23 protein-coding genes are annotated in these 23,901 nt (G+C 59.4%); 14 read left to right on the top strand and 9 right to left on the bottom strand.

The genetic code is table 11. The annotated features are described in order from the left end of the window. Positions 1 to 1,341 (bottom strand): bifunctional DedA family/phosphatase PAP2 family protein, encoded by a 1,341-nt coding sequence (locus tag AC1MEA_RS10415; protein ID WP_480917697.1) that lies wholly within the window; start codon positions 1,339 to 1,341, stop codon positions 1 to 3. A 3-nt stretch (positions 1,342 to 1,344) separates the two neighbouring features. Beyond that, entirely contained in the window at positions 1,345 to 2,028 is a 684-nt protein-coding gene (locus AC1MEA_RS10420; RefSeq protein ID WP_449635134.1) for a DNA-3-methyladenine glycosylase, read from the bottom strand. 230 nt (positions 2,029 to 2,258) lie between these two features. On the opposite strand from AC1MEA_RS10420, the gene AC1MEA_RS10425 reads away from it, so the two are divergent. The 12 genes from AC1MEA_RS10425 (at position 2,259) to lipA (ending at position 13,707) form a co-directional block, all read left to right on the top strand. Continuing rightward, on the top strand, positions 2,259 to 3,530 hold the full coding sequence (locus AC1MEA_RS10425; RefSeq protein ID WP_480917699.1) for a glutamate-5-semialdehyde dehydrogenase: 1,272 nt from the start codon (positions 2,259 to 2,261) through the stop codon (positions 3,528 to 3,530). Positions 3,531 to 3,579: 49 nt separating this feature from the next. Further along, positions 3,580 to 4,239 carry a nicotinate-nucleotide adenylyltransferase gene (gene nadD, locus AC1MEA_RS10430; RefSeq protein WP_219062819.1) on the top strand — a complete coding sequence of 220 codons (660 nt, stop codon included), beginning with the start codon at positions 3,580 to 3,582 and terminating at the stop codon, positions 4,237 to 4,239. A gap of 58 nt (positions 4,240 to 4,297) precedes the next feature. After that, positions 4,298 to 4,729 (top strand): ribosome silencing factor, encoded by a 432-nt coding sequence (gene rsfS / locus AC1MEA_RS10435; protein WP_449635136.1) that lies wholly within the window; start codon positions 4,298 to 4,300, stop codon positions 4,727 to 4,729. Between the two features lie 9 nt (positions 4,730 to 4,738). Continuing rightward, complete coding sequence (rlmH, locus tag AC1MEA_RS10440) at positions 4,739 to 5,206, top strand: 23S rRNA (pseudouridine(1915)-N(3))-methyltransferase RlmH (protein WP_219062685.1); 468 nt, start codon at positions 4,739 to 4,741, stop codon at positions 5,204 to 5,206. A 19-nt stretch (positions 5,207 to 5,225) separates the two neighbouring features. After that, entirely contained in the window at positions 5,226 to 7,121 is a 1,896-nt protein-coding gene (gene mrdA, locus AC1MEA_RS10445) for a penicillin-binding protein 2 (protein WP_480917701.1), read from the top strand. 31 nt (positions 7,122 to 7,152) lie between these two features. Further along, on the top strand, positions 7,153 to 8,256 hold the full coding sequence (gene rodA, locus AC1MEA_RS10450; protein ID WP_219062817.1) for a rod shape-determining protein RodA: 1,104 nt from the start codon (positions 7,153 to 7,155) through the stop codon (positions 8,254 to 8,256). 17 nt (positions 8,257 to 8,273) lie between these two features. Beyond that, entirely contained in the window at positions 8,274 to 9,284 is a 1,011-nt protein-coding gene (gene mltB, locus AC1MEA_RS10455; protein WP_480917703.1) for a lytic murein transglycosylase B, read from the top strand. Further along, complete coding sequence (locus AC1MEA_RS10460; protein WP_219062682.1) at positions 9,284 to 10,288, top strand: septal ring lytic transglycosylase RlpA family protein; 1,005 nt, start codon at positions 9,284 to 9,286, stop codon at positions 10,286 to 10,288. Before mltB ends, AC1MEA_RS10460 begins: the two co-directional genes overlap by 1 nt. Before the next feature lie 233 nt (positions 10,289 to 10,521). Next, positions 10,522 to 11,682: a D-alanyl-D-alanine carboxypeptidase family protein gene (locus AC1MEA_RS10465; protein WP_449635139.1), complete on the top strand. Its 1,161-nt coding sequence runs from the start codon at positions 10,522 to 10,524 to the stop codon at positions 11,680 to 11,682. Positions 11,683 to 11,762: 80 nt separating this feature from the next. Next, a complete protein-coding gene (locus tag AC1MEA_RS10470; RefSeq protein ID WP_219062680.1) occupies positions 11,763 to 12,038 on the top strand; it encodes a DUF493 domain-containing protein in 276 nt (91 codons plus the stop codon). Next, positions 12,038 to 12,685 carry a lipoyl(octanoyl) transferase LipB gene (gene lipB, locus AC1MEA_RS10475; RefSeq protein WP_449635140.1) on the top strand — a complete coding sequence of 216 codons (648 nt, stop codon included), beginning with the start codon at positions 12,038 to 12,040 and terminating at the stop codon, positions 12,683 to 12,685. Before AC1MEA_RS10470 ends, lipB begins: the two co-directional genes overlap by 1 nt. A gap of 2 nt (positions 12,686 to 12,687) precedes the next feature. Beyond that, on the top strand, positions 12,688 to 13,707 hold the full coding sequence (gene lipA / locus AC1MEA_RS10480) for a lipoyl synthase (protein ID WP_449635141.1): 1,020 nt from the start codon (positions 12,688 to 12,690) through the stop codon (positions 13,705 to 13,707). Positions 13,708 to 13,828: 121 nt separating this feature from the next. Here the strand turns inward: lipA and AC1MEA_RS10485 are convergent, their stop codons facing one another. From AC1MEA_RS10485 to leuS, 5 genes are all read right to left on the bottom strand, one after another. Beyond that, complete coding sequence (locus AC1MEA_RS10485) at positions 13,829 to 15,160, bottom strand: lytic murein transglycosylase (RefSeq protein ID WP_480917707.1); 1,332 nt, start codon at positions 15,158 to 15,160, stop codon at positions 13,829 to 13,831. A gap of 83 nt (positions 15,161 to 15,243) precedes the next feature. Next, positions 15,244 to 15,399, bottom strand: a complete 156-nt coding sequence (gene arfA / locus AC1MEA_RS10490) for an alternative ribosome rescue factor ArfA (protein WP_219062677.1) — start codon at positions 15,397 to 15,399, stop codon at positions 15,244 to 15,246. A gap of 114 nt (positions 15,400 to 15,513) precedes the next feature. After that, positions 15,514 to 16,551, bottom strand: coding sequence for a DNA polymerase III subunit delta (gene holA, locus AC1MEA_RS10495; protein WP_219062676.1), 1,038 nt, complete (start codon positions 16,549 to 16,551; stop codon positions 15,514 to 15,516). Positions 16,552 to 16,593: 42 nt separating this feature from the next. Then, entirely contained in the window at positions 16,594 to 17,199 is a 606-nt protein-coding gene (locus AC1MEA_RS10500) for an LPS-assembly lipoprotein LptE (protein WP_219062675.1), read from the bottom strand. 89 nt (positions 17,200 to 17,288) lie between these two features. Further along, entirely contained in the window at positions 17,289 to 19,895 is a 2,607-nt protein-coding gene (leuS, locus tag AC1MEA_RS10505; RefSeq protein WP_480917709.1) for a leucine--tRNA ligase, read from the bottom strand. Between the two features lie 292 nt (positions 19,896 to 20,187). On the opposite strand from leuS, the gene AC1MEA_RS10510 reads away from it, so the two are divergent. After that, positions 20,188 to 20,535, top strand: a complete 348-nt coding sequence (locus AC1MEA_RS10510) for a hypothetical protein (RefSeq protein WP_480917711.1) — start codon at positions 20,188 to 20,190, stop codon at positions 20,533 to 20,535. Positions 20,536 to 20,657: 122 nt separating this feature from the next. After that, positions 20,658 to 21,419, top strand: coding sequence for a YdcF family protein (locus tag AC1MEA_RS10515; protein ID WP_480917713.1), 762 nt, complete (start codon positions 20,658 to 20,660; stop codon positions 21,417 to 21,419). A gap of 107 nt (positions 21,420 to 21,526) precedes the next feature. On the opposite strand, the gene lnt is transcribed toward AC1MEA_RS10515, so the two are convergent. Continuing rightward, positions 21,527 to 23,047: an apolipoprotein N-acyltransferase gene (gene lnt, locus AC1MEA_RS10520; protein WP_480917715.1), complete on the bottom strand. Its 1,521-nt coding sequence runs from the start codon at positions 23,045 to 23,047 to the stop codon at positions 21,527 to 21,529. A gap of 9 nt (positions 23,048 to 23,056) precedes the next feature. Further along, positions 23,057 to 23,896 carry an HlyC/CorC family transporter gene (locus tag AC1MEA_RS10525; RefSeq protein WP_219062670.1) on the bottom strand — a complete coding sequence of 280 codons (840 nt, stop codon included), beginning with the start codon at positions 23,894 to 23,896 and terminating at the stop codon, positions 23,057 to 23,059. Positions 23,897 to 23,901: the final 5 nt, after the last annotated feature.

The raw sequence follows: 23,901 nt of genomic DNA on the forward strand, positions 1-23,901 counted from the left end.
TTAGTTAATCGCCCCGGTGGGGGTCAGGTACTGATAACGCAGCGCCGCGTGGGACAGTGAATGCAGGGCGAAGAAGCCGTATAAGGCGACCAGCGCTGGCAGGATCAGCCACCACACCCGCACCGGCATGGGCTCAAGAGGCGTTTTACGCTGGATGAAGAACAGGCTGGCGGCGCAGAGGCAGAACGCGAGCAGGGCCCCGGCCAGCACATCAGTTGGCCAATGCACCCCCAGATAAACCCGCGACATGGCAATCGACAGCGCCGGAATACCGCCCAGCAATAACCAGGTCAGGCGCAAACGCACCGGCTGACCTCGCCCTGCAAGTATCGCCAACGCCATAAACAGCGCGAATGACCCCGAGCTGTGCCCGCTGGGCATGCTGTAAGTGGTGAGCGGGTCGATCAGTACGTCGGGACGCGTGCGGGCAAAGAACCATTTCATTCCGGTATTGGCCAGTGCCGAGCCTACGGTCACTGCGCCAGCAAATATCGCCTGTTTCCATTGCCGGGTTGCCAACAACAGCACCAGCAACAGGGTGACGACGGCCACCTGGGTTTTGAAGTCGCCGAGCCGGGTGATCATCACCACAAACTGATTAGCCGCTTCGCTGCGATGTTCCTGCACCAGTGTCATCAAGCCCTGATCGAAGTGCGTCAGGTAGGGCCAGCCGAAAAATACCCCGGCCAGCATGACAAGGCTCAACACGGCGATCAGCGGGGTTGCATACCGCTTCCCGCCAAAGCTGCTATGGATACTGACGCCAAGCAACACCGCCAACCCACCACCGATCATCCCGGCCTGTGGCCAGAAGCCCTCGGGCAGCGGCAAGCGCATCGCCGCGCCGGTGGCCCAGCCCGGCAGCAGGTACGCGAGGGACCAGCCGGCGGCCGCGATCACGCTGACAGCCGCAAAGCGCGGGAAAGGCATGTCGAACATGCCTGCGACCATGGGCAGCATGGGTCGCAGTGGCCCGATAAAGCGTCCGACCAGCAGGCTGGCAATGCCATAGCGCTGGAAGTAGAGCTCCGCACCGCCGATCCATTCCGGGTGATGTCGCAGCCCCGGCAGGCGGCGGATGTTTTGGTGAAAGCGTCTACCGAGGAAATACGACAGACCGTCACCCAGCAAGCCGCCACAAAAGCCCAGTAAAAGTATTTCACCCAATGACAAGGCGCCACTGCCAGCCAGTACCGCGACGGCGAACAAAAGCACGGTGCCTGGCACGATGATCCCGGCGATGGCCACGCATTCGAGGAACGCCACCAAAAAAATCGCCAGACCCAGCCACGAAGGGTTTGCGCTCAGCCAGCCGGTAATGCCATCGAGCCATGGGCCCATGTCTCAGTTTCCTTGCTTGAGTAAAAAGTAATCGTGGCCTTCGACCTGGCCGCGTCGCAGCGGGTTCCGCGTGCAATACCGGGCGTAGGCGGCGTCGACGAAACGGTACATCAGGTGCCCGTCGCGGCCCTCGGGGATGCCCAGTCGTGTGGTCTGGATAATCTGCTTGGGCTCGGCACCGACATCATCGACGAACAGGTGCTCAAGGTCGAAGCGTTTGGCGTCCCACGTCGGGACTTTGAGCCCCAGCGCCTTGCACAGCAGGGTTTGACCGGCACACAGGCGCTCGGGCGGACGCAGCGCCCCCTTGGCATCAGGGTTGTTCAAGAGCATGTGCGCGAGGCTGTTGCCGTCGGACAGTTCGTCGACCCACGGATACGCGGACTTGATCAGCACAGCATTGCCGGGCCCTTCGGCGCTGAAGTTCAGCGAATCACCCCCGCGGGCATAGTACATATAGATGTGCCCGCCCTCGAGAAACAGCGCCTTGCGTTTTTCGGTGTAACCCAAGGACGCGTGGCTGCCTTTTTCTGCACAGTAGTAGGCTTCCGTCTCGATGATCCGCGCCGACAGCCATAACGAATCCTGGCCGCTCCCTACGCGATGACGAATCACCTTGCCCAGTAACGCCCGGGCGAGGACTTGCGCATCGCGGTTGAAAAACGAGTCCGGCAGGGGGTTGGGCATCGGTGCTTACGGTCGTCGAATGGCAATCTGGGCGGCGATGATAACAACAACTGTCTTAATCAAAGCTGAATGACGGTGTGTTGGGCTCCGGATTGAAATATGGGGTGTTCCAGAGGGCTTTTTATCCCGACTTTGCAGGGGTTATCGACCATCCGCCTGTCACCGCTGTCGTTACTCGGGCCCTACAGCTATAATCGGCCGCTTTCCTCTCTGCCAAGACCTCTGAGACCATGACTGAGTCCGTTCTTGACTACATGACCCGTTTGGGTCGCGCCGCCCGCGAAGCTTCGCGCGTGATCGGCCGTGCCAGCACTGCGCAGAAAAACCGCGCCCTGCAAGCCACGGCTGACGCTCTCGATGACGCGCGCACCGAATTGTCTGCTGCCAATGAGCTGGACCTGTCCGCTGGTCGGGCCAATGGCCTGTCGCCGTACATGCTCGAGCGTTTGACCCTGACGCCGGCCCGCATCGACAGCATGATCGAAGGTTTGCGTCAGGTGATCAGCCTGCCGGACCCGATTGGCGCGATTCGCGACATGAGCTATCGGCCATCGGGTATTCAGGTCGGCAAGATGCGTGTGCCGCTGGGTGTGGTGGGGATTATTTACGAATCGCGTCCGAATGTGACGATCGATGCTGCGAGCCTTTGTCTGAAGTCGGGCAACGCCACGATTCTGCGCGGTGGTTCTGAAGCCATTCACTCCAACCGTGCCATCGCCGCCTGCATTCAGCGCGGCCTGGCGGTCGCCAATTTGCCGGCAGCCGTGGTGCAAGTGGTTGAAGTGACGGATCGTGCGGCAGTTGGCGCGCTGATCACCATGCCCGAGTACGTCGACGTGATCGTTCCGCGCGGCGGCAAAGGCCTGATCGAACGAGTCAGTCGCGATGCACGGGTGCCGGTGATCAAGCATCTGGACGGCATCTGCCACGTTTATGTCAGTGCTCACGCCGATCTGTCCAAGGCTCAGCGCATCAGTTTCAACGCCAAGACCTACCGTTACGGCATCTGCGGTGCGATGGAAACCTTGCTGGTGGATCAGGCTGTCGCTGCCGAGTTTTTGCCGCCAATGGCCGCACAGTTCCGCGAAAAAGGTGTCGAGTTGCGCGGTTGCGAACGCACCCGCGAGCTGATTGACGCCCTGCCAGCGACTGAAGAAGACTGGAACACCGAATACCTTGCGCCGATTTTGTCGATCCTTGTGGTGGCGGATCTGGATCAGGCCATCGAACATATCAACCGCTATGGGTCGCACCATACCGATGCCATCGTCACTGATCATCAGGGCCAGGCTCGGCGTTTCCTGGCCGAAGTAGACTCCAGTTCGGTGATGATCAACGCCCCGACCTGCTTCGCTGATGGCTTTGAATACGGATTGGGTGCGGAGATCGGCATTTCTACTGATAAGCTGCACGCCCGCGGTCCGGTCGGTCTGGAAGGTTTGACCTGCGAGAAGTACATCGTGGTCGGCGATGGTCAGTTGCGTGGCCAGGAGCCTGCCTGACTTGGCCGATCCCGAAAAACCCGCTGCGCAGGTGCAACAGACGCCAGGCCTGCCCAGACGTATCGGTATGCTGGGCGGCACGTTCGACCCCGTGCACATCGGCCATTTGCGCAGTGCGCTGGAAGTCGCCGAGCTGCTGGGGCTTGATGAGTTACGCCTGACACCCAGTGCCAGGCCGCCTCATCGCGACATGCCAAGCGTCAGTGCGCAGCACCGTCTGGCGATGGTCAAGTGCGCGGTGGCCGGTGTGCCACCTTTGACGGTGGATGACCGTGAGCTGCAACGGGACAAACCGTCGTACACCATCGACACCCTGGAACTGATGCGGGCCGAGTTGGCCGCAGATGACCAGTTATTCCTGTTATTGGGTTGGGATGCCTTTTGTGGGCTACCGACCTGGCATCGCTGGGAAGAACTGCTGGAGCACTGCCATATCGTGGTGCTGCAACGCCCGGACGCCGACAGCGAGTCGCCTGACGCCATGCGCAACTTGCTGGCGGGGCGCGCAGTCAGCGATCCGAAGGCCCTGAAAGGGCCGGGCGGACACATTACATTCGTCTGGCAGACGCCGTTATCGGTGTCTGCCACCCAGATCCGCCAACTGCTGGCCAGCGGGAAGTCGGTACGTTTTCTGGTGCCAGACGCGGTACTGGCCTATATCGACGCGCACGGGCTGTACCATGCGCCGAACACTCAGGGGACCCTTTGAAACAGCCTCTCTAGATGGCGTTTCAGGTCCTCATACACACGAGCTGAATGAGTTTTTTATGACGAAGCAAAATAGCGAAATCCTGATCAAGCTGGCAACGGCTGCACTGGAAGACATCAAGGCCCAGGACATCCTGGCCATCGACGTGCGCGACAAGACCAGCATCACTGATTACATGCTCATCGCCACCGGTACCTCCAACCGCCACATCGCCTCGATGGTCGAGAACGTGCGCGACAAGGTCAAGGCTCAGGGCTTCAAACCACTGGGTGAAGAAGGCAAGGGCGACAGCGATTGGGTTCTGTTGGACCTGGGCGACATCATCGTGCACGTAATGACCGCCAGCGCCCGTCAGTTCTACGACCTTGAGCGTCTGTGGCATGGTGCCGAGCAAAGCCGCGCAAGCCATGAAAACCATGACGCAAACCCGTTTGACCCGATGGCAGCCGACAAAATGTTATTCGACAAAACACCGGCTGACAAAGAGTAAGGGGTTGCTGTGCGTCTGCGTTTGATCGCTGTCGGTTCGCGCATGCCAAAGTGGGTGGAGGAAGGTTGGCATGAATATGCCAAGCGTATGCCATCCGAACTGGCGCTCGAACTGGTGGAAATTCCGCTCAATACCCGGGGCAAGAATGCCGACGTGGCGCGCTTCATCCGTCAGGAAGGCGAAGCCATGCTGGCAAAAGTGCAGCCGGGCGAGCGTATCGTCACCCTCGAAGTGCACGGCAAACCGTGGAGCACCGAGCAGCTGGCGGTCGAACTTGATCGCTGGCGTCTGGATTCGCGCACGGTGAATCTCATGGTCGGCGGCCCGGAAGGGCTGGCACCGGAGGTCTGCGCGCGCAGCGAACAACGCTGGTCGTTGTCCCCGCTGACCTTGCCGCATCCTCTCGTGCGCATCCTCATTGGTGAGCAGATGTATCGCGCCTGGACTGTTCTGTCCGGGCACCCTTATCACAAGTAGTCGTGTGAACTCGCCCTAAATGTCCCAGCCGATTCGCCTCAAGGACCACGAGAAAGATGCCCGCCTAGTGCGCGGCAGAGTCGTGGTCGGGGCTGTGGCGGTGGTGGTACTGGTGTGCGTGCTGATTGCGCGGCTGTATTTCCTGCAGGTCATCCAGTACGAGTATCACTCGACCCTGTCAGAGAACAACCGGGTTCATGTTCAGCCGATTCCGCCACCCCGTGGGTTGATCTACGACCGCAATGGCGTGGTCGTCGCCGATAATCGGGCCAGTTTCAGCTTGAGCATGACCCGCGAGCGTTCTGGCGACTGGGGGCAGGTGCTGGACGTCATCGTCAGCGTGCTGGAATTGACGCCTGATGATCGGATGCTGTTCGAGAAGCGCATGAAGCAGGGGCGTCGGCCATTCGAGCCGGTGCCGATTCTGTTCGAGCTGACTGAAGAGCAAATTGCCCGTGTTGCCGTCAACCAGTTCCGGCTGCCCGGCGTTGAGGTGGTTGCGCAGCTGGTTCGCCACTATCCGCAGGGCGCGCACTTCGCGCACTCGGTGGGTTACATGGGGCGGATCAACGAGAAAGAGCTCAAGGTGCTCGACCCGGTCAATTACAGCGGCACCCACCATATCGGCAAAACCGGCATCGAGCGTTTCTACGAGCCGGAGCTGCATGGTCAGGTGGGCTACGAAGAAGTTGAAACCAACGCCCGTGGGCGAGTATTGCGTGTGCTCAAACGCACCGATCCTTCGCCAGGCAAAGACATCGTCCTGAGCCTCGACATCAAACTGCAGGAAGCCGCCGAAGCTGCATTGGCCGGGCGTCGCGGTGCGGTGGTTGCGCTTGATCCACGTACTGGCGAAGTACTGGCGATGGTCAGTCAGCCGAGTTTTGACCCTAACCTGTTTGTCACCGGCATCAGCTTCAAAGCCTATGCCGAGCTGCGGGACTCCATTGACCGGCCCCTGTTCAACCGTATTCTGCGTGGTTTGTACCCGCCGGGTTCGACGATCAAACCGGCCGTTGCTATCGCCGGGCTCGACAGTGGCGTCGTTACGGCATCCACCCGGGTATTTGACCCGGGCTATTACCAATTGCCGAACTACGACCACAAATACCGCAACTGGAACCGCACGGGCGATGGCTGGGTCGATCTGGACACGGCGATCATGCGCTCCAACGACACCTACTTTTACGACTTGGCGCACAAGCTCGGCATCGACCGGCTGTCGTCGTACCTGAACAAGTTCGGGATCGGGCAGAAGGTGTCGCTGGACATGTTCGAAGAGTCGCCGGGCTTGATGCCGTCGCGAGACTGGAAGCGGATAACCCGGCGTCAGGCCTGGTTTCCTGGCGAGACGCTGATCCTCGGTATCGGTCAGGGCTATATGCAGGCGACCCCGCTGCAACTGGCGCAAGCGACTGCGCTGGTGGCCAACAAGGGCAAGTGGAATCGTCCGCACCTGGCAAAAACCATCGAAGGCTTGCCGCCGGTAGACGAAAACCCGATGCCGGACATCGTGCTGCGTGACGCCTCGGACTGGAACAAGGTCAACCACGGCATGCAACAAGTGATGCACGGCGCCCGCGGTACGGCGCGCAAGGCGGCGATCGGTTCGCCATACCGGATTGCCGGCAAGAGCGGTACAGCTCAAGTGGTGGCGATCAAGCAGGGCGAGAAGTATGACCGCTCCAAGATTCAGGAACGTCACCGTGACCACGCCCTGTTCGTCGGCTTTGCCCCGGCGGATAACCCGAAAATAGTCGTGGCAGTGATGGTGGAAAACGGCGAGTCCGGTTCCGGCGTCGCGGCCCCCGTGGTCCGCCAGGTGATGGATGCCTGGTTGCTCGGCCCGGACGGCGTGCTCAAACCTGAGTACGCCAGCACCTCAAATGCGGAGGCTTCGGCCCGTGAAGAGTAATTTCGACCGCATCCTTTCCAGCGAGGACGTGATGCGCCGTCGCGCCAGTTTCCTCCAGCGCATTCATATTGATGGGCCGTTGTTGATCCTGTTGCTGACCCTGGCTGCCGGCAGTTTGTTCGTGCTGTATTCGGCCAGCGGCAAGAATTGGGATCTGCTGATCAAACAGGCAACTTCTTTTGGTATCGGTCTGGTGTCGATGTTCATCATCGCGCAACTCGAGCCGCGCTTCATGGCGCGCTGGGTACCGGCCGCCTACGTAGTGGGGCTGATGCTGCTGGTGGTAGTGGACGTCATGGGCCACAACGCCATGGGCGCGACCCGCTGGATCAACATTCCCGGTGTCATCCGCTTCCAGCCTTCCGAATTCATGAAAATCATCATGCCAGCGACCATCGCCTGGTACTTGGCCAAGCACACGTTGCCGCCGCACTTGAAGCACGTGGCCTTGAGCCTGGGGCTGATCGGTCTCCCGTTCATCCTTATCGTGCGTCAGCCGGACCTGGGCACCTCTCTGCTGATTCTGGCGTCGGGTACTTTTGTGCTGTTCATGGCCGGCCTGCGCTGGCGCTGGATTATCAGCGTGGTCACCGCCGCCGTGCCGGTGGCGGTCGGCATGTGGTTTTTCTTCATGCACGACTACCAGAAACAACGAATCCTGACCTTCCTCGACCCGGAAAGCGATCCGCTGGGCACGGGCTGGAACATCATTCAGTCCAAGGCGGCGATTGGTTCGGGCGGCGTATTTGGTAAGGGCTGGTTGCTGGGCACGCAGTCGCACCTGGACTTTTTGCCGGAAAGCCACACCGACTTTATCATTGCGGTGTTGGGTGAAGAATTCGGCCTGGTAGGCATTTGCGCCCTGTTGCTGATCTATGTCCTGCTGATCGGTCGAGGGCTGGTGATCACCGCTCAAGCGCAGACGCTGTTTGGCAAATTGTTGGCCGGCAGCCTGACAATGACGTTTTTTGTTTACGTTTTCGTCAACATCGGTATGGTCAGTGGCCTGTTGCCGGTTGTAGGTGTCCCATTGCCATTTATTAGCTATGGCGGAACCTCCTTGGTAACACTGCTGTCAGCGTTTGGGGTTTTGATGTCGGTCCATACCCATCGTAAGTGGATCGCACAGGTTTGATTAAGGTGAACAACTCAATGCAAGTAATGCGTAGCTGGGCTGCTCGATATGCTCCGTTGGTCGGCCTGGTGGGCATCCTTGGTTCAGTGCAGGAGGCGGCCGCAGGCGATTACGAAGGCTCGCCGCAAGTGGCTGAATTCGTCGGTGAAATGACCCGCGATTATGGGTTTGCCGGTGAACAGCTCATGGCTGTTTTCCGCGAAGCAGAACGCAAACAGGCCATTCTCGACGCGATTTCTCGTCCGGCCGAACGGGTAAAACAGTGGAAGGACTACCGGCCGATTTTCGTCACTGATGCGCGTATCGCGCGTGGCGTGGACTTCTGGCGTCAGCACGAAGCGGCTCTCGCACGTGCCGAGCAGGAGTACGGCGTACCGGCTCAAGTCATCGTTTCGATCATCGGCGTGGAAACATTTTACGGTCGCAACACCGGCAACTACCGCGTAATAGACGCCTTGTCGACGTTGGGCTTCGACTATCCGCCGCGTGCCGACTTCTTCCGCAAGGAGCTGCGCGAGTTCCTGATGCTGGCGCGTGAAGAACAGGTCGACCCCCTGACACTTAAAGGCTCGTACGCCGGAGCGATGGGATTGCCGCAGTTCATGCCCAGCAGTTTTCGGGCGTATGCCGTGGATTTCGACGGTGATGGCCACATTAATATCTGGACCAACCCGGACGACGCAATTGGCAGCGTTGCCAGCTATTTCAAGCGTCACGGTTGGGTCGCAGGCGAGCCCGTTGTGAGCTTTGCGACGGTGCGCGGGGAGCATGCCGACGAAGGTTTGAGCCCCGGAATCGATCCGGTAAAGAATGTTGGGGAGTTGCGAGCTTTGGGGTGGTCGAGTCATGATGCGCTGCGCGATGATATGCCGGTGACCGCTTTCCGGCTCGATGGCGAAAATGGCCCCGAATACTGGATGGGCCTGAAGAATTTTTATGCAATCACGCGCTACAACCGCAGTGTGATGTACGCCATGGCCGTGCATCAACTGTCTGAACTGCTGATCCAAGCACGGGGCGTCAAGTAATGCGGGCATTGCCGATTCGCAAACCACTAAAGTTCCTGGCCTTTGCAGCCTTGACCATCCTGGTGGCCAGCTGCTCGACCAGCCGCTCGCCACAGAGCACGACCGTGCGTTCGGGCCCCGGTCTGGACATCAACCGTGCGCACAAAGATGGTGCGCCGTGGTGGGATGTCGATGTCTCGCGGATTCCGGACGCAGTGCCGACCCTGCATAACGGCCCGTACAAGGCCAACCCCTACACCGTGTTGGGCAAGACCTATTTCCCGCTGTCTGACTCCAAGCGCTACGTAGCGTCGGGAACAGCGTCCTGGTATGGCACCAAGTTCCACGGCCAGGACACGGCCAACGGTGAAAAATACGACCTGTACGGCATGAGTGCCGCCCACAAGACGTTACCGTTGCCCAGCTATGTGCGTGTGACCAATCTGGACAACAACAAGAGCGTGATCCTGCGGGTCAATGACCGTGGGCCGTTCTATTCCGACCGGATTATCGACCTGTCCTACGCGGCCGCGAAAAAGCTCGGTTACGCCGAAATCGGTACTGCGCGGGTCAAGGTTGAAGGTATCGACCCGCAGGAGTGGTGGGCGCAGCGCGGACGTCCAGCGCCGCTGATGCTTGAACAACCGCAAGTCATCGCCCAGGCTGCGCCGCCTGCCTTTACGGCTTCCACTGGAACGGTCGAGCAATATACGCCACCGCCCCAGCAGCACGCTGTGGCAGTTCCAGCCATGCAAATTGATGCAAAAAAAAACGCTTCCGCACAAGCCTCTGGGCTGTATCTCCAGGTGGGCGCTTTCGCCAACCCGGACGCTGCGGAACTCCTGAGGTCGAAGCTGAGCGGGATGGTGCAAACTCCAGTGTTCGTCAGCTCGACAGTACGCAGTCAGCAAACGCTGTATCGGGTTCGGATGGGGCCGATAGACACTCAGGGTGAAGCCCAGCAATTACAAGCCAGCGTCCGGTCGGCCAATCTTGGCCAGCCGAGCGTGGTGACGTCGGATTAATAATTCAACCCGGGTTGGTTCAGGGTTGATGTGCAGTTGTTTGGCCGACGGTGACTTGCCGACAGAGCAAGCGATACATGCAACTGTTCACAGGGCAGCCTGATCAATCAGGCTGTTTTGTAAGCCAGGGGTAATGCCTGGCGTCGCAGACCGGATGAAAACGTCATTTTTCGCCAGTCAGATTAGCTTTGCCCGCGAGGGCATGTTTGCCCATTAGCAATTTCGAGAGACGGATGAACATCACCACCTTTGCAAAACGCCTGTGCCTGCTAGTCCCGCTTATCATCGCCCCTGCCGCCTGGGCGGCTGAACAGATGATGCCATCGCCGCCGCAACTGGCCGCCAAAGCCTATGTGCTCATGGACGCCTCCAGCGGTAACGTTCTGGTCGAGAATAACGGCGACCAGCGTTTGGCGCCCGCAAGCCTGACCAAGCTGATGACGGCTTACATTGCGACCCTGGAAATCCGTCGCGGCCAGATCGGTGAAAACGATCCAGTGACCGTCAGCGAAAACGCCTGGCGCACAGGCGGTTCGCGGATGTTCATCAAAGTGGGCACCCAGGTGACCGTCAGCGACCTGCTGCACGGCATCATTATCCAGTCGGGCAACGACGCCAGCGTCGCGCTCTCCGAGCACATTGCCGGCAGCGAAGATGCTTTCGCCGACATGATGAACAAAACTGCCGGCGACCTCGGCATGTCCAACAGCCACTTCATGAACCCGACCGGTCTGCCAAACCCGGAGCATTACTCGTCGGCTCATGACATGGCCGTGCTGGCCCGCGCGATCATCCATGAAGACCCTGCTCACTATGCGATCTACTCGCAGAAAGAGTTCTTCTGGAACGGCATCAAACAGCCTAACCGCAACCTGCTGCTGTGGCGTGACAAGACCGTTGATGGTCTGAAAACCGGTCACACCGACGAAGCGGGTTACTGCATGGTGTCTTCGGCAGTACGTGATGGTATGCGTCTGATCGCCGTGGTGTTTGGTACCAACAGTGAACAGGCTCGTGCGGCCGAGACTCAAAAGCTGCTGACGTACGGTTTCCGCTTCTTCGAAACCCAGACGTTCTATCAGAAGGGCACTGAGCTGGCTCAGGCAGCTGTCTGGAAAGGCGCCGAGCATCAAGTCAAAGCCGGTCTGGCTGATGACCTGACCATGACATTGCCTAAAGGCCAATTGAAAAAGCTGGCCGCTAGCATGACTATGAATCCACAGCTGGTTGCGCCTATCGCCAAGGGCGACGTGATCGGTAAAGTTGAAGTGAAAATGGACGACAAGATCGTGCACACTGCCGACCTTATCGCCCTCGACGCTGTCGACCAGGGTGGAATCTTCCGTCGCGTGTGGGACAGCATTCGCCTGTTCTTCTACGGTTTGTTCAACTGATATTGCCGACCGGCGTGCACCGGCTCTGACCCAGAGCGCGGTGCGTGCCGCTCGTCACGGCTTACGAGGCCGTTACTGCCATGACTGATACCGACGTTAAGTCGCATAAAATCGAATTTCCCTGCCTCGACTACCCGATCAAGGTGATCGGCGACACCGGCGTAGGTTTCACTGCCCTTGTGATCGAGACCCTGGCCAAGCACGCCACGCTCGACATTGCCACGCTCGCCGAGCGTCAAAGCAGCAATGGCAAATACACCACCGTACAGCTGCACATCACCGCGACTGGCGAAGAACAATTGCGCGATATCAATAGTGCGTTGCGCGCTACGGGTTTCGTGCACATGGTGCTCTGATGTCCGGCAGCCTGGGCTTCCGTGACCTGGGTCTGGTCGCTTACGAGCCGGCCTGGCACGCCATGCAGCGTTTCACCGACGAGCGCGCGCGCGATGTGGGTGACGAGGTCTGGCTGGTGCAGCACCCCCCCGTGTTTACCCAAGGTCAGTCAGGCAAAGCCGAACATCTGTTGCTGCCGGGTGATATTCCGGTGGTACAGGTCGATCGTGGTGGTCAAGTGACCTATCATGGGCCGGGCCAACTGGTCGCCTACCTGATGCTGGATGTACGGCGCTTGGGGTTCGGTGTGCGCGAACTGGTCACCCGGATCGAGCGCAGCCTGATTGCACTGTTGGCCAGCTACGGCGTAACAGCGGTAGCGAAAGCGGATGCGCCGGGTGTCTATGTCGATGGAGCGAAAATCGCTTCCCTCGGCCTGCGGATTCGCAACGGTTGTTCATTCCACGGCCTGGCGTTGAATGTGGACATGGACCTTGAACCGTTTCGACGAATTAATCCCTGCGGGTATGCGGGGCTGGCAATGACCCAGCTACGCGACCATGCAGGCCCGATTGAATTTGCCGAGGTAAGTGCCCGGCTGCGCGCGCAGCTCGTCAAACACCTCGACTATGCTGAGCAGACGACCCTAACGGGCGGAATCGACTGACTATGACTACTGCGACTGATACTGCGCCAACCCTTATCCCGACGCTCGCCATCGCTGAGCATGCGGCCCGTCCGAAAGTGGAAGCCGGCGTGAAGCTGCGCGGCGCGGAAAAAGTCGCGCGAATTCCGGTAAAGATCATTCCGACCGTCGACTTGCCGAAGAAGCCCGACTGGATTCGTGTACGTATCCCGGTTTCTCCCGAAGTAGACCGCGTCAAACAACTGCTGCGTAAGCACAAGCTGCACAGCGTGTGCGAAGAGGCATCCTGCCCGAACCTGGGCGAGTGTTTCTCCGGCGGCACCGCGACCTTCATGATCATGGGTGATATCTGCACCCGTCGCTGCCCGTTCTGTGACGTTGGCCACGGCCGACCGAAAGCCCTGGACGTCGACGAGCCGAAAAACCTGGCCGTTGCCATCGCCGATCTGCGCCTCAAGTACGTGGTGATCACCTCGGTTGACCGGGATGACCTGCGTGACGGCGGTGCCCAGCACTTTGCCGATTGCATCCGCGAAATTCGCCTGCTGTCGCCAAACGTCAAGCTTGAGACCCTGGTCCCGGACTACCGTGGACGCATGGACATCGCGCTGGAAATCACCGCTGCAGAGCCGCCGGATGTGTTCAACCACAACCTGGAAACCGTGCCGCGCCTGTACAAGGCTGCGCGTCCGGGTTCGGATTACCAGTGGTCGCTGACCTTGCTGCAACGCTTCAAGGAGATGGTCCCGCACGTACCGACCAAATCCGGCTTGATGCTGGGTCTGGGCGAAACCGACGAGGAAGTCATCGAAGTCATGCAACGTATGCGTGAGCACAATATCGACATGCTGACCCTCGGCCAGTACCTGCAACCGTCGCGCAGCCACTTGCCAGTGGAGCGTTTCGTGCACCCTGACGTCTTCGCCTGGTTCGCTGAGGAAGGCTACAAAATGGGCTTCAAGAACGTCGCCTCAGGCCCGCTGGTGCGTTCTTCGTACCATGCCGATGAGCAGGCGGGTGCCGCGATCAAGGCCATGATCTGAGCTGAATAGGCGCTGATCAAAAAAAGGGCCGGATAGTGATATCCGGCCCTTTTTTGTGGTGTCTGCCCTCACAGGGTGAACGTGATCACCTGTAGGCGCAGGCTTGCCTGCGAAGAGGCCGTTACGGCTTGCGCAGGTTATCCAGCAGTTCATGAGTCGGGTAACCATCGGCCGGCCAGCCGAACGACTGTTGTGCGCTACGGATTGCTTTGCGCGTATTGGCGCCGATGATGCCGTCAGGCGCGCCTGCGTCGTACTGCCGTGACGAGAGCAGGGTTTGCAGCTCTATGCGCTCAGAGCGGCTCAGAGGAAGGTCTCCGCGCGGCCAATCGCCCAGTACATAGCCGCCGCCGTTGAAACGCTCGGACAGCAGGCCGATGGCCATGGCGTAGGACGACGAGTTGTTGTACTTGAGGATCGTGCGGAAGTTATCCAGCACCAGAAATGCCGGGCCTCGGTAACCCGCTGGCAATAGCAGGGCAGCCTGTAGTTGCGCGACATTGGCGGGCAGGGCGCTGCCGCTGGGTAGCTTGAGCCCCATCTGCTGCCATTCGGCTACGGTTTTGCGTGTCGAGGCATCGGCCAGTGCGTAGTCAAAGCCTTGCGTCAGCTTGACTTCAAACCCCCACGGCTGACCTTTTTGCCAGCCCGAGCTTTGCAGGTAGTGAGCTGTCGAGGCCAGAGCGTCGGCCGGGGTATTCCATATATCGCGACGACCGTCGCCATCGAAGTCCACGGCATGGGTGTTATAGGTGGTGGGGATGAACTGCGTCTGGCCCATGGCACCCGCCCACGAGCCGAGCATGTTCTCGGGCGCGATATCGCCGTGCTGAAGAATTTCCAGCGCCGCCAGCAACTGGCTTTGCGCAAAGCCTGGACGACGGCCTTCGTAGGCCAGCGTCGCAAGCGATCGAATCACCGATTGTGTGCCCTGGAACTGGCCGAAGCTGCTTTCCATGCCCCAGATCGCGACCAGTGCCTGGCGGTCGACGCCATAGCGTTGTTCAATGCTTTGCAGCACATCGGCGTATTGCACGAGCAAGGCCTGACCTTTGCGCACGCGCACCGCAGACATGGCGCCGTCCAGGTATTCCCAGACCGGGCGAGTGAATTCGGGCTGGCTGCGATCAAATTTGACCACGGTCATGTCCGGCACGACGCCGGCAAAGGCTCTGTCGAAAATATCGGCCCGGATGCCAGCCTTCAGCGCTTCGACTCGAAAACCGGCTTCCCAGTCGCTGAAGCTCATGGTGGGCTGAATATCGAATTCGTTATCGCCGGGCACATTGGCGGGCGGGCTCGCAGGCAACGCGGCAGCCGCAGGGGTGTTAGCGACTTGAAGAGGCGTGGCGTCTGCTGCGGTCGGTTTTTCCGCGCAGGCGACTAACAGGATGAAGCTGGAGGCGGTGATCAGTTGGCGAAAATGCCAACGACGGGAAAAACTAGAGGGCATGCTTGGGTCCAGGGTATTACCGACAAACGCAGACCTTATCATGCCTGTACGTTCGAAGGGGCCTTGGCAAGAGTGGCGACGGTTCAGGCGGCCAGAAAGTAAGAAGCCTCCCAGCTTTTAGACTGGAAGGCTTCGCGGCGGTAGCTGCCTTTGCCCTTGCCGGCGGGTTCCTGACGACTGCGGAACAACGGCTGGGCGATGATGGACTTGGCCTTGTTGGGCCTGGACGGCTTGCTCATGGCGGATACTCTCTCAGTGGGGGTTGAATCGGTGCAAATCATCCGCTTGACGGAGGGATCTGTCTAATAGATGTCTGCTATCGCAGGCAAGCCAGCGGCTACAGGGATCAGGGTTTACTCAGCAGGCAAATTCAGCCGCTGTCCAGCCATCAGCAGCGCCAATCGGCTCAAGCTGCTCCAGGCCGAACCGGCGGCCTGGCCCTTGATTTGTGCGTCGATGCGTTGAGCATCCATCAGCAACTGGCCCCAGCGTTGCGCAGAGTGGCGTTGCAGGGCTTTGCTCATCAGCGGTTTGCGTTTGTCCCAGATCGGCGGTCTGGCTTGGCTGAAGGCCTTGTCCAGCGGGATACCCTGGCTGAACTGCAACGCCAGGTTGGCCAGCACCCGCAGTTCACGACACAGGGCCCAGAGAATCACCGGCGTTTCCACCCCTTCGCCGCGCAGGCCTTCAAGCATGCGCAGCGCATGAGCGGCTTCGCCGTTGAGAATGGCATCGGTCAAACCGAAAACATCGAAACGTGCACTGTCGGCCACGGCCCCCTGCACGGTTTCGACGGTTATCTGGCCACCTTCGGCCATCAGTTTGAGCTTTTCGATTTCCTGAGCAGCGGCCAGCAAGTTGCCTTCGACCCTGGCGGCGATCAGTTCGATCGCATCCTGGCTGGCCGTCAAGCCGGCCTGTGACAGGCGTTGACGAATCCACTGCGGCAACTGGCTGGCATCCACCGGCCAGATTTGCACGAACTGCGTGTGTGGACCCTCAACCAGCGCCTTGCCCCATTTGGTTTTTTGCGCGCTGCCGTCGAGTTTTGGCAGGCTGATCAACAGAATCGTGTCTTCGGCCGGGCGCGAGCAATACTCGATCAGTGCTGCCGCGCCTTTGTCACCGGGCTTGCCCGAAGGCAAACGGAGCTCCAGCAGGCGCTTTTGCGCGAACAACGACATGCTGGCGCCCGCCTGCAACAGCGTGCCCCAATCAAAACTGGCATCGGCGCTGAACACCTGGCGTTCGTCAAAACCTTGCTGGCGTACGGCCGCGCGGATGGCGTCTGCCGCGTCCTGACACAGCAACGGATCATCGCCGCTGACGACATACACCGGCGCAAGGTTGCCCTGGAGGTGTTTGCCGAGTTGGGCTGGAGTGAGCTTCATAGGTCAGAAGATGCCGGGGCCAGCGAACCGGCCCCGAGGCATTTATCGGGAAGGGATTTCAATAGGCGATTGTCGAGGTGTCTCGTTCTCGATCTTCTGCGCAGCTTCCAGGGCATCAGCATCCGCTTTTGCTTTGTTGTCTGCGGTCTGCTGCAGTTGCTCCAGTTGGGTCGGAGTCAGCAGTTGCAGACGAACCATCATGTTCTGGACGAGCTGGTTGCGCATTTCTTTACGAACCTGCTCCATTTCCTGATCAGAGCCCATCAAGTTGTTGCCGTCATGCACGTAGACTTTCTGCACTTGCAGTTTGCCGTCGAGCAGCGACAGGTCTTGAGCGCCATGGATCTGATAGTTGAGCACGGCGGTCATTTCATATTCGGCCGAACCTGACGCGCCGGTGTAGCTGAGGGAGCGCTGCGATTCGTTTTCATCGACCAGAATCAGTTTGTACGGTGCACCGGAATGAACCCGCACGCCGCTGCCTTCCAGGGTCTGACGCAACTGAGTCACGATTTCGCCGTAAGCGTTACGTGCAGACAGATCGATTTCTGTGATCGTCAGCTGGTTAGTGCCCGTGCCACGCAGCTGGAAACCACAGGCGCCCAGCAACAGGGCGAGACCTATCACCAGCAAATTGCGTTTGATCATTTGATGCTCCCCTTGAATCCGTAGGGGCCGACGTTGCGTCCCCTGAAAGTTGTGTTCAGCGCCCGATCGATACCGGGCGCTTGATGCCATTAGCTTGCGACGATATTGACCAGCTTGCCAGGGACCACGATCACTTTGCGGATCGTCAGGCCTTCGGTGAAACGCAGCACGTTTTCATTGATGCGCGCCGCTGCTTCGACTTCTTCGCGGGTAGCGCTGGCAGGCATTTCGATCTGTCCACGCAGCTTGCCGTTGACCTGAATGACCAACACCAGGCTGTCTTGCACCAGCGCGGTCTGATCCAGTACCGGCCAGCCAGCGTCTATGATTGCGCCGCTGTGGCCCAAGTGGCCCCACAGCTCATGGCTGATGTGCGGGGTGATCGGGGCCAGCAGCAGGGCGACGGTTTCCAGACCTTCCTGAAGCAGTGCACGGTCCTGTTCGGTCGTGTGCGCGGCCTTTTCCAGCACGTTCATCAGCGTCATCACCTGAGCGATGGCCGTGTTGAATTTTTGGTGCTGGCCGACGTCCTGGCTGGCGTTTTTGATGGCCAGGTGGATCGCGCGGCGAATGACTTTCTGCTCGTCGCTCAAGGCGGCGATGGCAAGTTTGACCGTTGAGCCCAGGCTGACATGCGCCTGAGCCAGACGCCAGACCCGACGCAAGAACCGGTGCGAGCCTTCGACGCCCGAATCGGACCATTCCAGGCTCATGTCGGGTGGCGAGGCAAACATCATGAACAGACGGCAGGTATCGGCGCCGTATTGATCGATCATCGACTGCGGGTCGACGCCATTGTTCTTCGACTTGGCCATCTTCTCGGTGCCGCCGATTTCGACCGGCAGGCCGTCACTGATCAGTGTGGCGCCGATGATCTTGGCTTTGCTGTCACGCACGAGTTCGACATCGGCCGGGTTGAACCAGGTCTTGCTGCCGTTGGCCTCAAGGCGATAGTACGTTTCGGCGATGACCATGCCTTGGGTCAGCAGGTTTTTGAACGGTTCGTTGGAGCTGACCAGGCCTTCGTCGCGCATCAACTTGTGGAAGAAGCGCGCATACAGCAGGTGCAGGATTGCGTGTTCGATGCCGCCGATGTACTGATCCACCGGCAACCAGTGGTTGGCTGCTTCCGGGTCGACCATGCCACCTTCATAGTGCGGCGAGGCATAACGAGCGTAATACCATGAGGACTCGACGAAGGTGTCCATGGTGTCGGTTTCGCGTTTTGCCGGTGCGCCGCATTTAGGGCAGGCGCATTCGTAGAACTCAGGCATGCGCGCCAGCGGCGAACCGGCGCCATCGGGCACGACGTCTTCTGGCAATACAACCGGCAACTGGTCTTCAGGGACCGGCACGTCACCGCAGGTGTCGCAATGCACGATCGGGATCGGGCAGCCCCAGTAGCGTTGACGGCTGATGCCCCAGTCGCGCAGGCGGAACTGAGTGCGTGATTGGCCGAGGCTCTTTTTCTGCAGGGCGACTTCAATGGCGTCGAAGGCGCCTGCGAAATCCAGCCCGTCGAAAATGCCGGAGTTGATCAGTTCGCCGTGTTCACCATACGCATCCTGCCACGGGGCAGGCGTTTCATCGCCAGCGCTGGTGCGCACAACGGCCTTGATCGGCAGGTTGTACTGGGTGGCGAACTCGAAATCGCGTTCGTCGTGAGCCGGGACAGCCATTACGGCGCCATCGCCGTAATGCATCAATACGTAGTTGGCGACCCACACCGGCAATTTTTCGCCGGTCAGTGGGTGCTCGACGAACAGGGAAGTTGGCAGGCCTTTTTTCGCCTGGGTGGCGATGTCCGCTTCCGCGACACTGCCGCTTTTGCATTCAAGGATGAACGCTTGCAGCTCAGGGTTGCCTTTCGCCGCCAAGGTCGCCAGCGGGTGTTCTGCGGCAACGGCGACATAGGTCGCGCCCATCAGGGTGTCCGGACGTGTCGTGAACACTTTCAGTGCGCCAGCTTCACCAATCGAAGCCTGGTGATACGGAAATTGCACTTCCATGCCACGGGATTTACCAATCCAGTTGCGCTGCATGGTTTTGACTTGCTCAGGCCAGCCCGGCAATTCGTCGAGACCCTCCAACAATTCTTCCGCGTAAGCGGTGATCTTGAAGTAGTACATCGGGATTTCGCGCTTCTCGATCAGCGCGCCGGAACGCCAGCCGCGGCCGTCGATCACTTGTTCGTTGGCCAGTACGGTCTGGTCCACCGGGTCCCAGTTGACGGTGCCGTTCTTGCGGTAGATCACGCCTTTTTCGAACAGGCGAGTGAACAGCCATTGTTCCCAGCGGTAGTAATCGGGTTTGCAGGTGGTGATTTCACGTGACCAGTCGACGCCCAGGCCCAGGCTTCGCAGCTGGGTTTTCATGTAGGCGATGTTTTCGTAGGTCCACTTGGCCGGGGCCACGTTGTTCTTCATCGCGGCGTTTTCCGCGGGCATGCCGAACGCGTCCCAACCCATGGGTTGCAAGACATTCTTGCCCAGCATGCGCTGGTAGCGGGCGATCACGTCACCGATGGTGTAGTTGCGCACATGACCCATGTGCAGCTTGCCGCTGGGGTAAGGGAACATCGACAGGCAATAAAAAGTATCTTTGCCTGGCTGTTCACTGACTTCAAAAGATTTTTGCTCGTCCCAAAAGGTTTGGGCGGCGGCTTCGATTTCGCGGGGCTGATAGAGTTCGTGCATGGCTACTTTTTACTAAAAAGGGGTGACCTTAACCTCTTCGTTGCAACTCTGAATCGGTCGGCACCGCTTGCCGGAAGATTGAGACTGCCTGTGCGGTGCGTTCGGGCTCAGGAGAGCGGGAAGTGGAATTACAGGAAGCGCCGTAGCATACATGAGCGCCGACTATCGAGGGAAACCCTGATTGCTTCGTCGATGCTCTCCGAGGCCGTTGGTCGCGGCATCGGGCTGAATCGGAGCGCAGCGCTAAGCTGTTGAATGAGGGTGCATGTTTTATCTTCAATGAGGTGAGCGGATGGCAGAGTTGCAGCAAACAGCAGTAAAACCCGAGCTATACGACCGCTTGATTAATCGTCTGGGGATCGCCCTGGATGTGGCCAAAACAGCAGTTTGGCTTCGTGATGAAGTACCTGTTGATCTGGAACTGCGTGGTCTGAGTCCTGCTGAATTCGAGTTGATCGAAGCCTATCTGGACACAGGCGCTTTTGGTTTTAAGGCTGATGATGTGTGGAGGAGTTCTTTTCCTGCACCGGAGCTTGATGGGTCGATTTCGACGCCGCGTCGTTCAGCCGAGGTCATCTGGTTGAAGGATAAAAAGCGCGACAAGGTTTCGATAAAGGTTAAATCGTTGTCTTTCAGGTGATTGTGATAGTCAGCAAACGTTACACCGTTGCACGTTAGCCTACGCAGGCTGCGGGCCTGCTTGATAAGCATTGTTGCTTAGCGTTAATCCTTCTAGGCTTCGAGCATCTCTGGAGATGCTCGATGCCTATTCGATACTTGCTCAAACAATTGCTCCTGCCGCCCGGCATTCTTTTGCTGCTGCTTTTGCTTGCCTGGTGGTTTCGTCGTTCTCGCCCGCGGCTCGCCGGGCTGTGCTTCGTTCTGGGTTTTGTCGGGTTATGGGTGATGAGCCTGCCGATTGCCGTGGAGTGGGCGGCGCGCGCGCTTGAGCAAGAGCCGCCGTTGGCGCAGGCCCAATGGGCGACCCTTGGGCAACAGGCCGATGCCATTGTGGTGTTGGGTTCCGGGCGTGAGCGCAAAGACCTTACGTGGGGCAGCGACATCCCTACCGGCCTGGCACTGGAACGCATGCGTTTTGCTGCGCGTTTGTCAAAAGAGTCAGGGCTGCCGATATTGACCACTGGCGGCCTGCACTACGACGAACCGCCAAGTGAAGCGGCGATCATGGCGGACTCGTTGCAAAATGACTTTGGCGTTACCGTGCGCTGGCAAGAAGGGCTCAGCCGGACTACGTGGGAAAACGCCACGATGACCGCTGCGGTGTTGCAGCCGTTGGGCATCAAGCGGGTGGTACTGGTGACGCAGGCCTGGCACATGCCAAGGGCGCGCTGGAGTTTCGAACAGGCCGGTTTTACGGTGATCAGTGCGCCGGTGGGGTTTGTTGGCGTAGACAATGCCCGGCCGTTCAAGGGCTGGCTGCCAGAGAGCAAAGCGGTTTGGCAGAGTGGGCTGTTGCTCAATGAAGCGGTGGGATTATTGATGTATCCGTTGGTGTATCGGTAGGGCAGGGCGTGCTTCTGGTCCGGCGTTGCAATGACGATGTCTTCGTGGACGGGAATAGCCACTCCCACAGTGGCGCACGGCCTGCCTGTGGGAGCTGCCGTAGGGTGTCAGACTGTCTTGGCAATCCGACCGGCCAACAAGGCCCAGCCAAACAGGAATAGACAGAAAATCGTCAACGGCCACGAACGCCAGCGCAGATAGGGCGTCAGTTCGTGCATCGGCACTACGTCGCCATACAGGATCCCCTGCTGGAACTGCGGGATGGTCACGGTGATCTTGCCGAACGGGTTGATCAGCCCGCTCACACCATTGTTGGTGGCACGGATCATCCAGCGTCCAGCCTCAAGTGCCCGCATTTGCGCCATCTGCAAATGTTGCAGCGGGCCGATTGAGGTGCCGAACCACGTGTCATTACTGACGGTCAGCAGCAGCTCGCTTTGGGCGGCCAAGCCTGCGGCGAACTCGGGGTAGACCACTTCGTAGCAGATGTACGGTGCGACTTGATAGCCCTTGGCTTGCAGCAGTGCCTGATCGCTGGGTCCGCGAGCAAAGTCCGACATCGGCAGGTTGAAGAAGGTGATCAGTCCGCGCAGCAGATCCTGCAAGGGTACGTATTCACCAAACGGCACCAGCTTCTGTTTCAGGTAAGTGCCGTCACCCTCGCCGACCACGGTGATCGCGTTGTAGTAGCGGTACTCGCCGCGTCCGCCTTGCTGACGAAGCGGCACACCGGTGATCAGTGCCGAGTCGCGATCAGCCGCAAATTTGCCGAGCATTGTCAGGAAGCCTTCCGCCGACTCCTTCAGTACCGGAATCGCAGTCTCTGGCCAGATGATCAGGTCCGCGCGTCTGGAGCTGAACGTCATGTCGCGATACAGGGCCAATTGTGCGTTCAACTGCGCCGGGTCCCACTTCATGCTTTGTTCAACGTTGCCCTGAATCGCTGCAACGCTCAATGGCGGACCCGACGGGGATGTCCATTCGTGGTTTTTCAGCGCAAGGCTCAGCACCCATGGCGCCAAAAGCAGCAGCACGCCCGCACCGAGAAACGCCTTGCGCGCCCGCAGCCGTGGCAGGTTGCACAGCAGGGCGGCGGTCAGCGCCAGGGTAAAGGAGATCAGCCACATACCGCCCATCGGGGCAAGGCCGGACAGGGGGCCATCAAGCTGGCTGTAGCCGGAGTAAAGCCAAGGGAAGCCGGTCAGGAACCAGCCGCGAAAGGCTTCCTGGGCCAGCCACAACGCGGCGAATGCCAGGGCATCGGCCAGCGGCGCTTCATTGCGCCGAATCCAGCGCGCCCAGATCCAGGCGGGCAGGGCGAAGAACAGGGCGATGGCCGCGATGAACGCCAGCATCAGCAAACCGGCCAGCAGGGCCGAGGCGCCGCCATAGGTGTGGATGCTGACGTAGATCCAGCTGGTGCCTGCGCCGAACAGGCCGAAGCCATAGCACCAGCCACGGCCCAAGGCCTGACGGGGATTCAGTTCACGCAAACCAAGGTAAAAAACGACCAGTGATACGAGGGCCACTGGCCAGATATCAAAAGGCGCCAGGGCCAGGGTGGTAATCGCGCCGGCCGCCATGGCCAGCAGGTTACCGGGCCAGCCGGGGCGGGTGATCCAGCGCATTTACATTCCTTAGCGGGAGATGGGACTCAAGCGTAACAAGTGGATGCGACGGCTGTCGGCATTGAGGATACGGAAGCGATAAGCACCAATTTCCGTGGTTTCATTGCGCTTTGGCAAGTGGCCGAACGCACTCATCACCAGACCGCCAACCGTATCGAATTCGTCGTCGGAGAACTCGCTGTCGAAGAACTCGTTGAAGCTGTCGATGGGGGTCAGGGCCTTGACTAGGAAGTCGCCACTGGGCAGCGGTTTGATATAGCTGTCTTCCTCGACATCGTGTTCGTCCTCGATATCGCCGACGATCTGTTCCAGCACGTCTTCGATGGTCACCAGACCGGCCACGCCGCCGTACTCGTCGATGACGATGGCCATGTGGTTATGGTTGGCGCGGAACTCACGCAGCAGCACGTTCAGGCGCTTGGACTCAGGTACGAACGTCGCCGGGCGCAGCAGATTGGTGATGCTTTCGTTTTCGCCGTTTTCCTTGAGGATCAGCGGCAGCAAGTCCTTGGCGAGCAACACGCCGAGCACGTCATCGTGGCTTTCGCCAATCACCGGATAGCGCGAGTGCGCGGCGTCGATGACGGCAGGAAGAAACTCACGAGGGGTCTGGGTCGCCTTGATGCTGATCATCTGCGAACGCGGCACCATGATGTCGCGCACTTGCAGGTCAGCCACTTGAATGGCGCCTTCGACGATGGCCAGCGCTTCGCTGTCCAATAGCTTGTTCTGGTGGGCTTCGCGCAGGAGTTCAAGCAGCTCCTGGCGGTTTTTCGGCTCGTGGGCAAAAGCCTGGGTGATTTTCCCCAGCCATGACTTTTGCCCGGTGCTCGATCGGTCTTCGCTCATAGCCC

The sequence above is a fragment of the Pseudomonas sp. ASL8 genome, assembly GCF_056680355.1.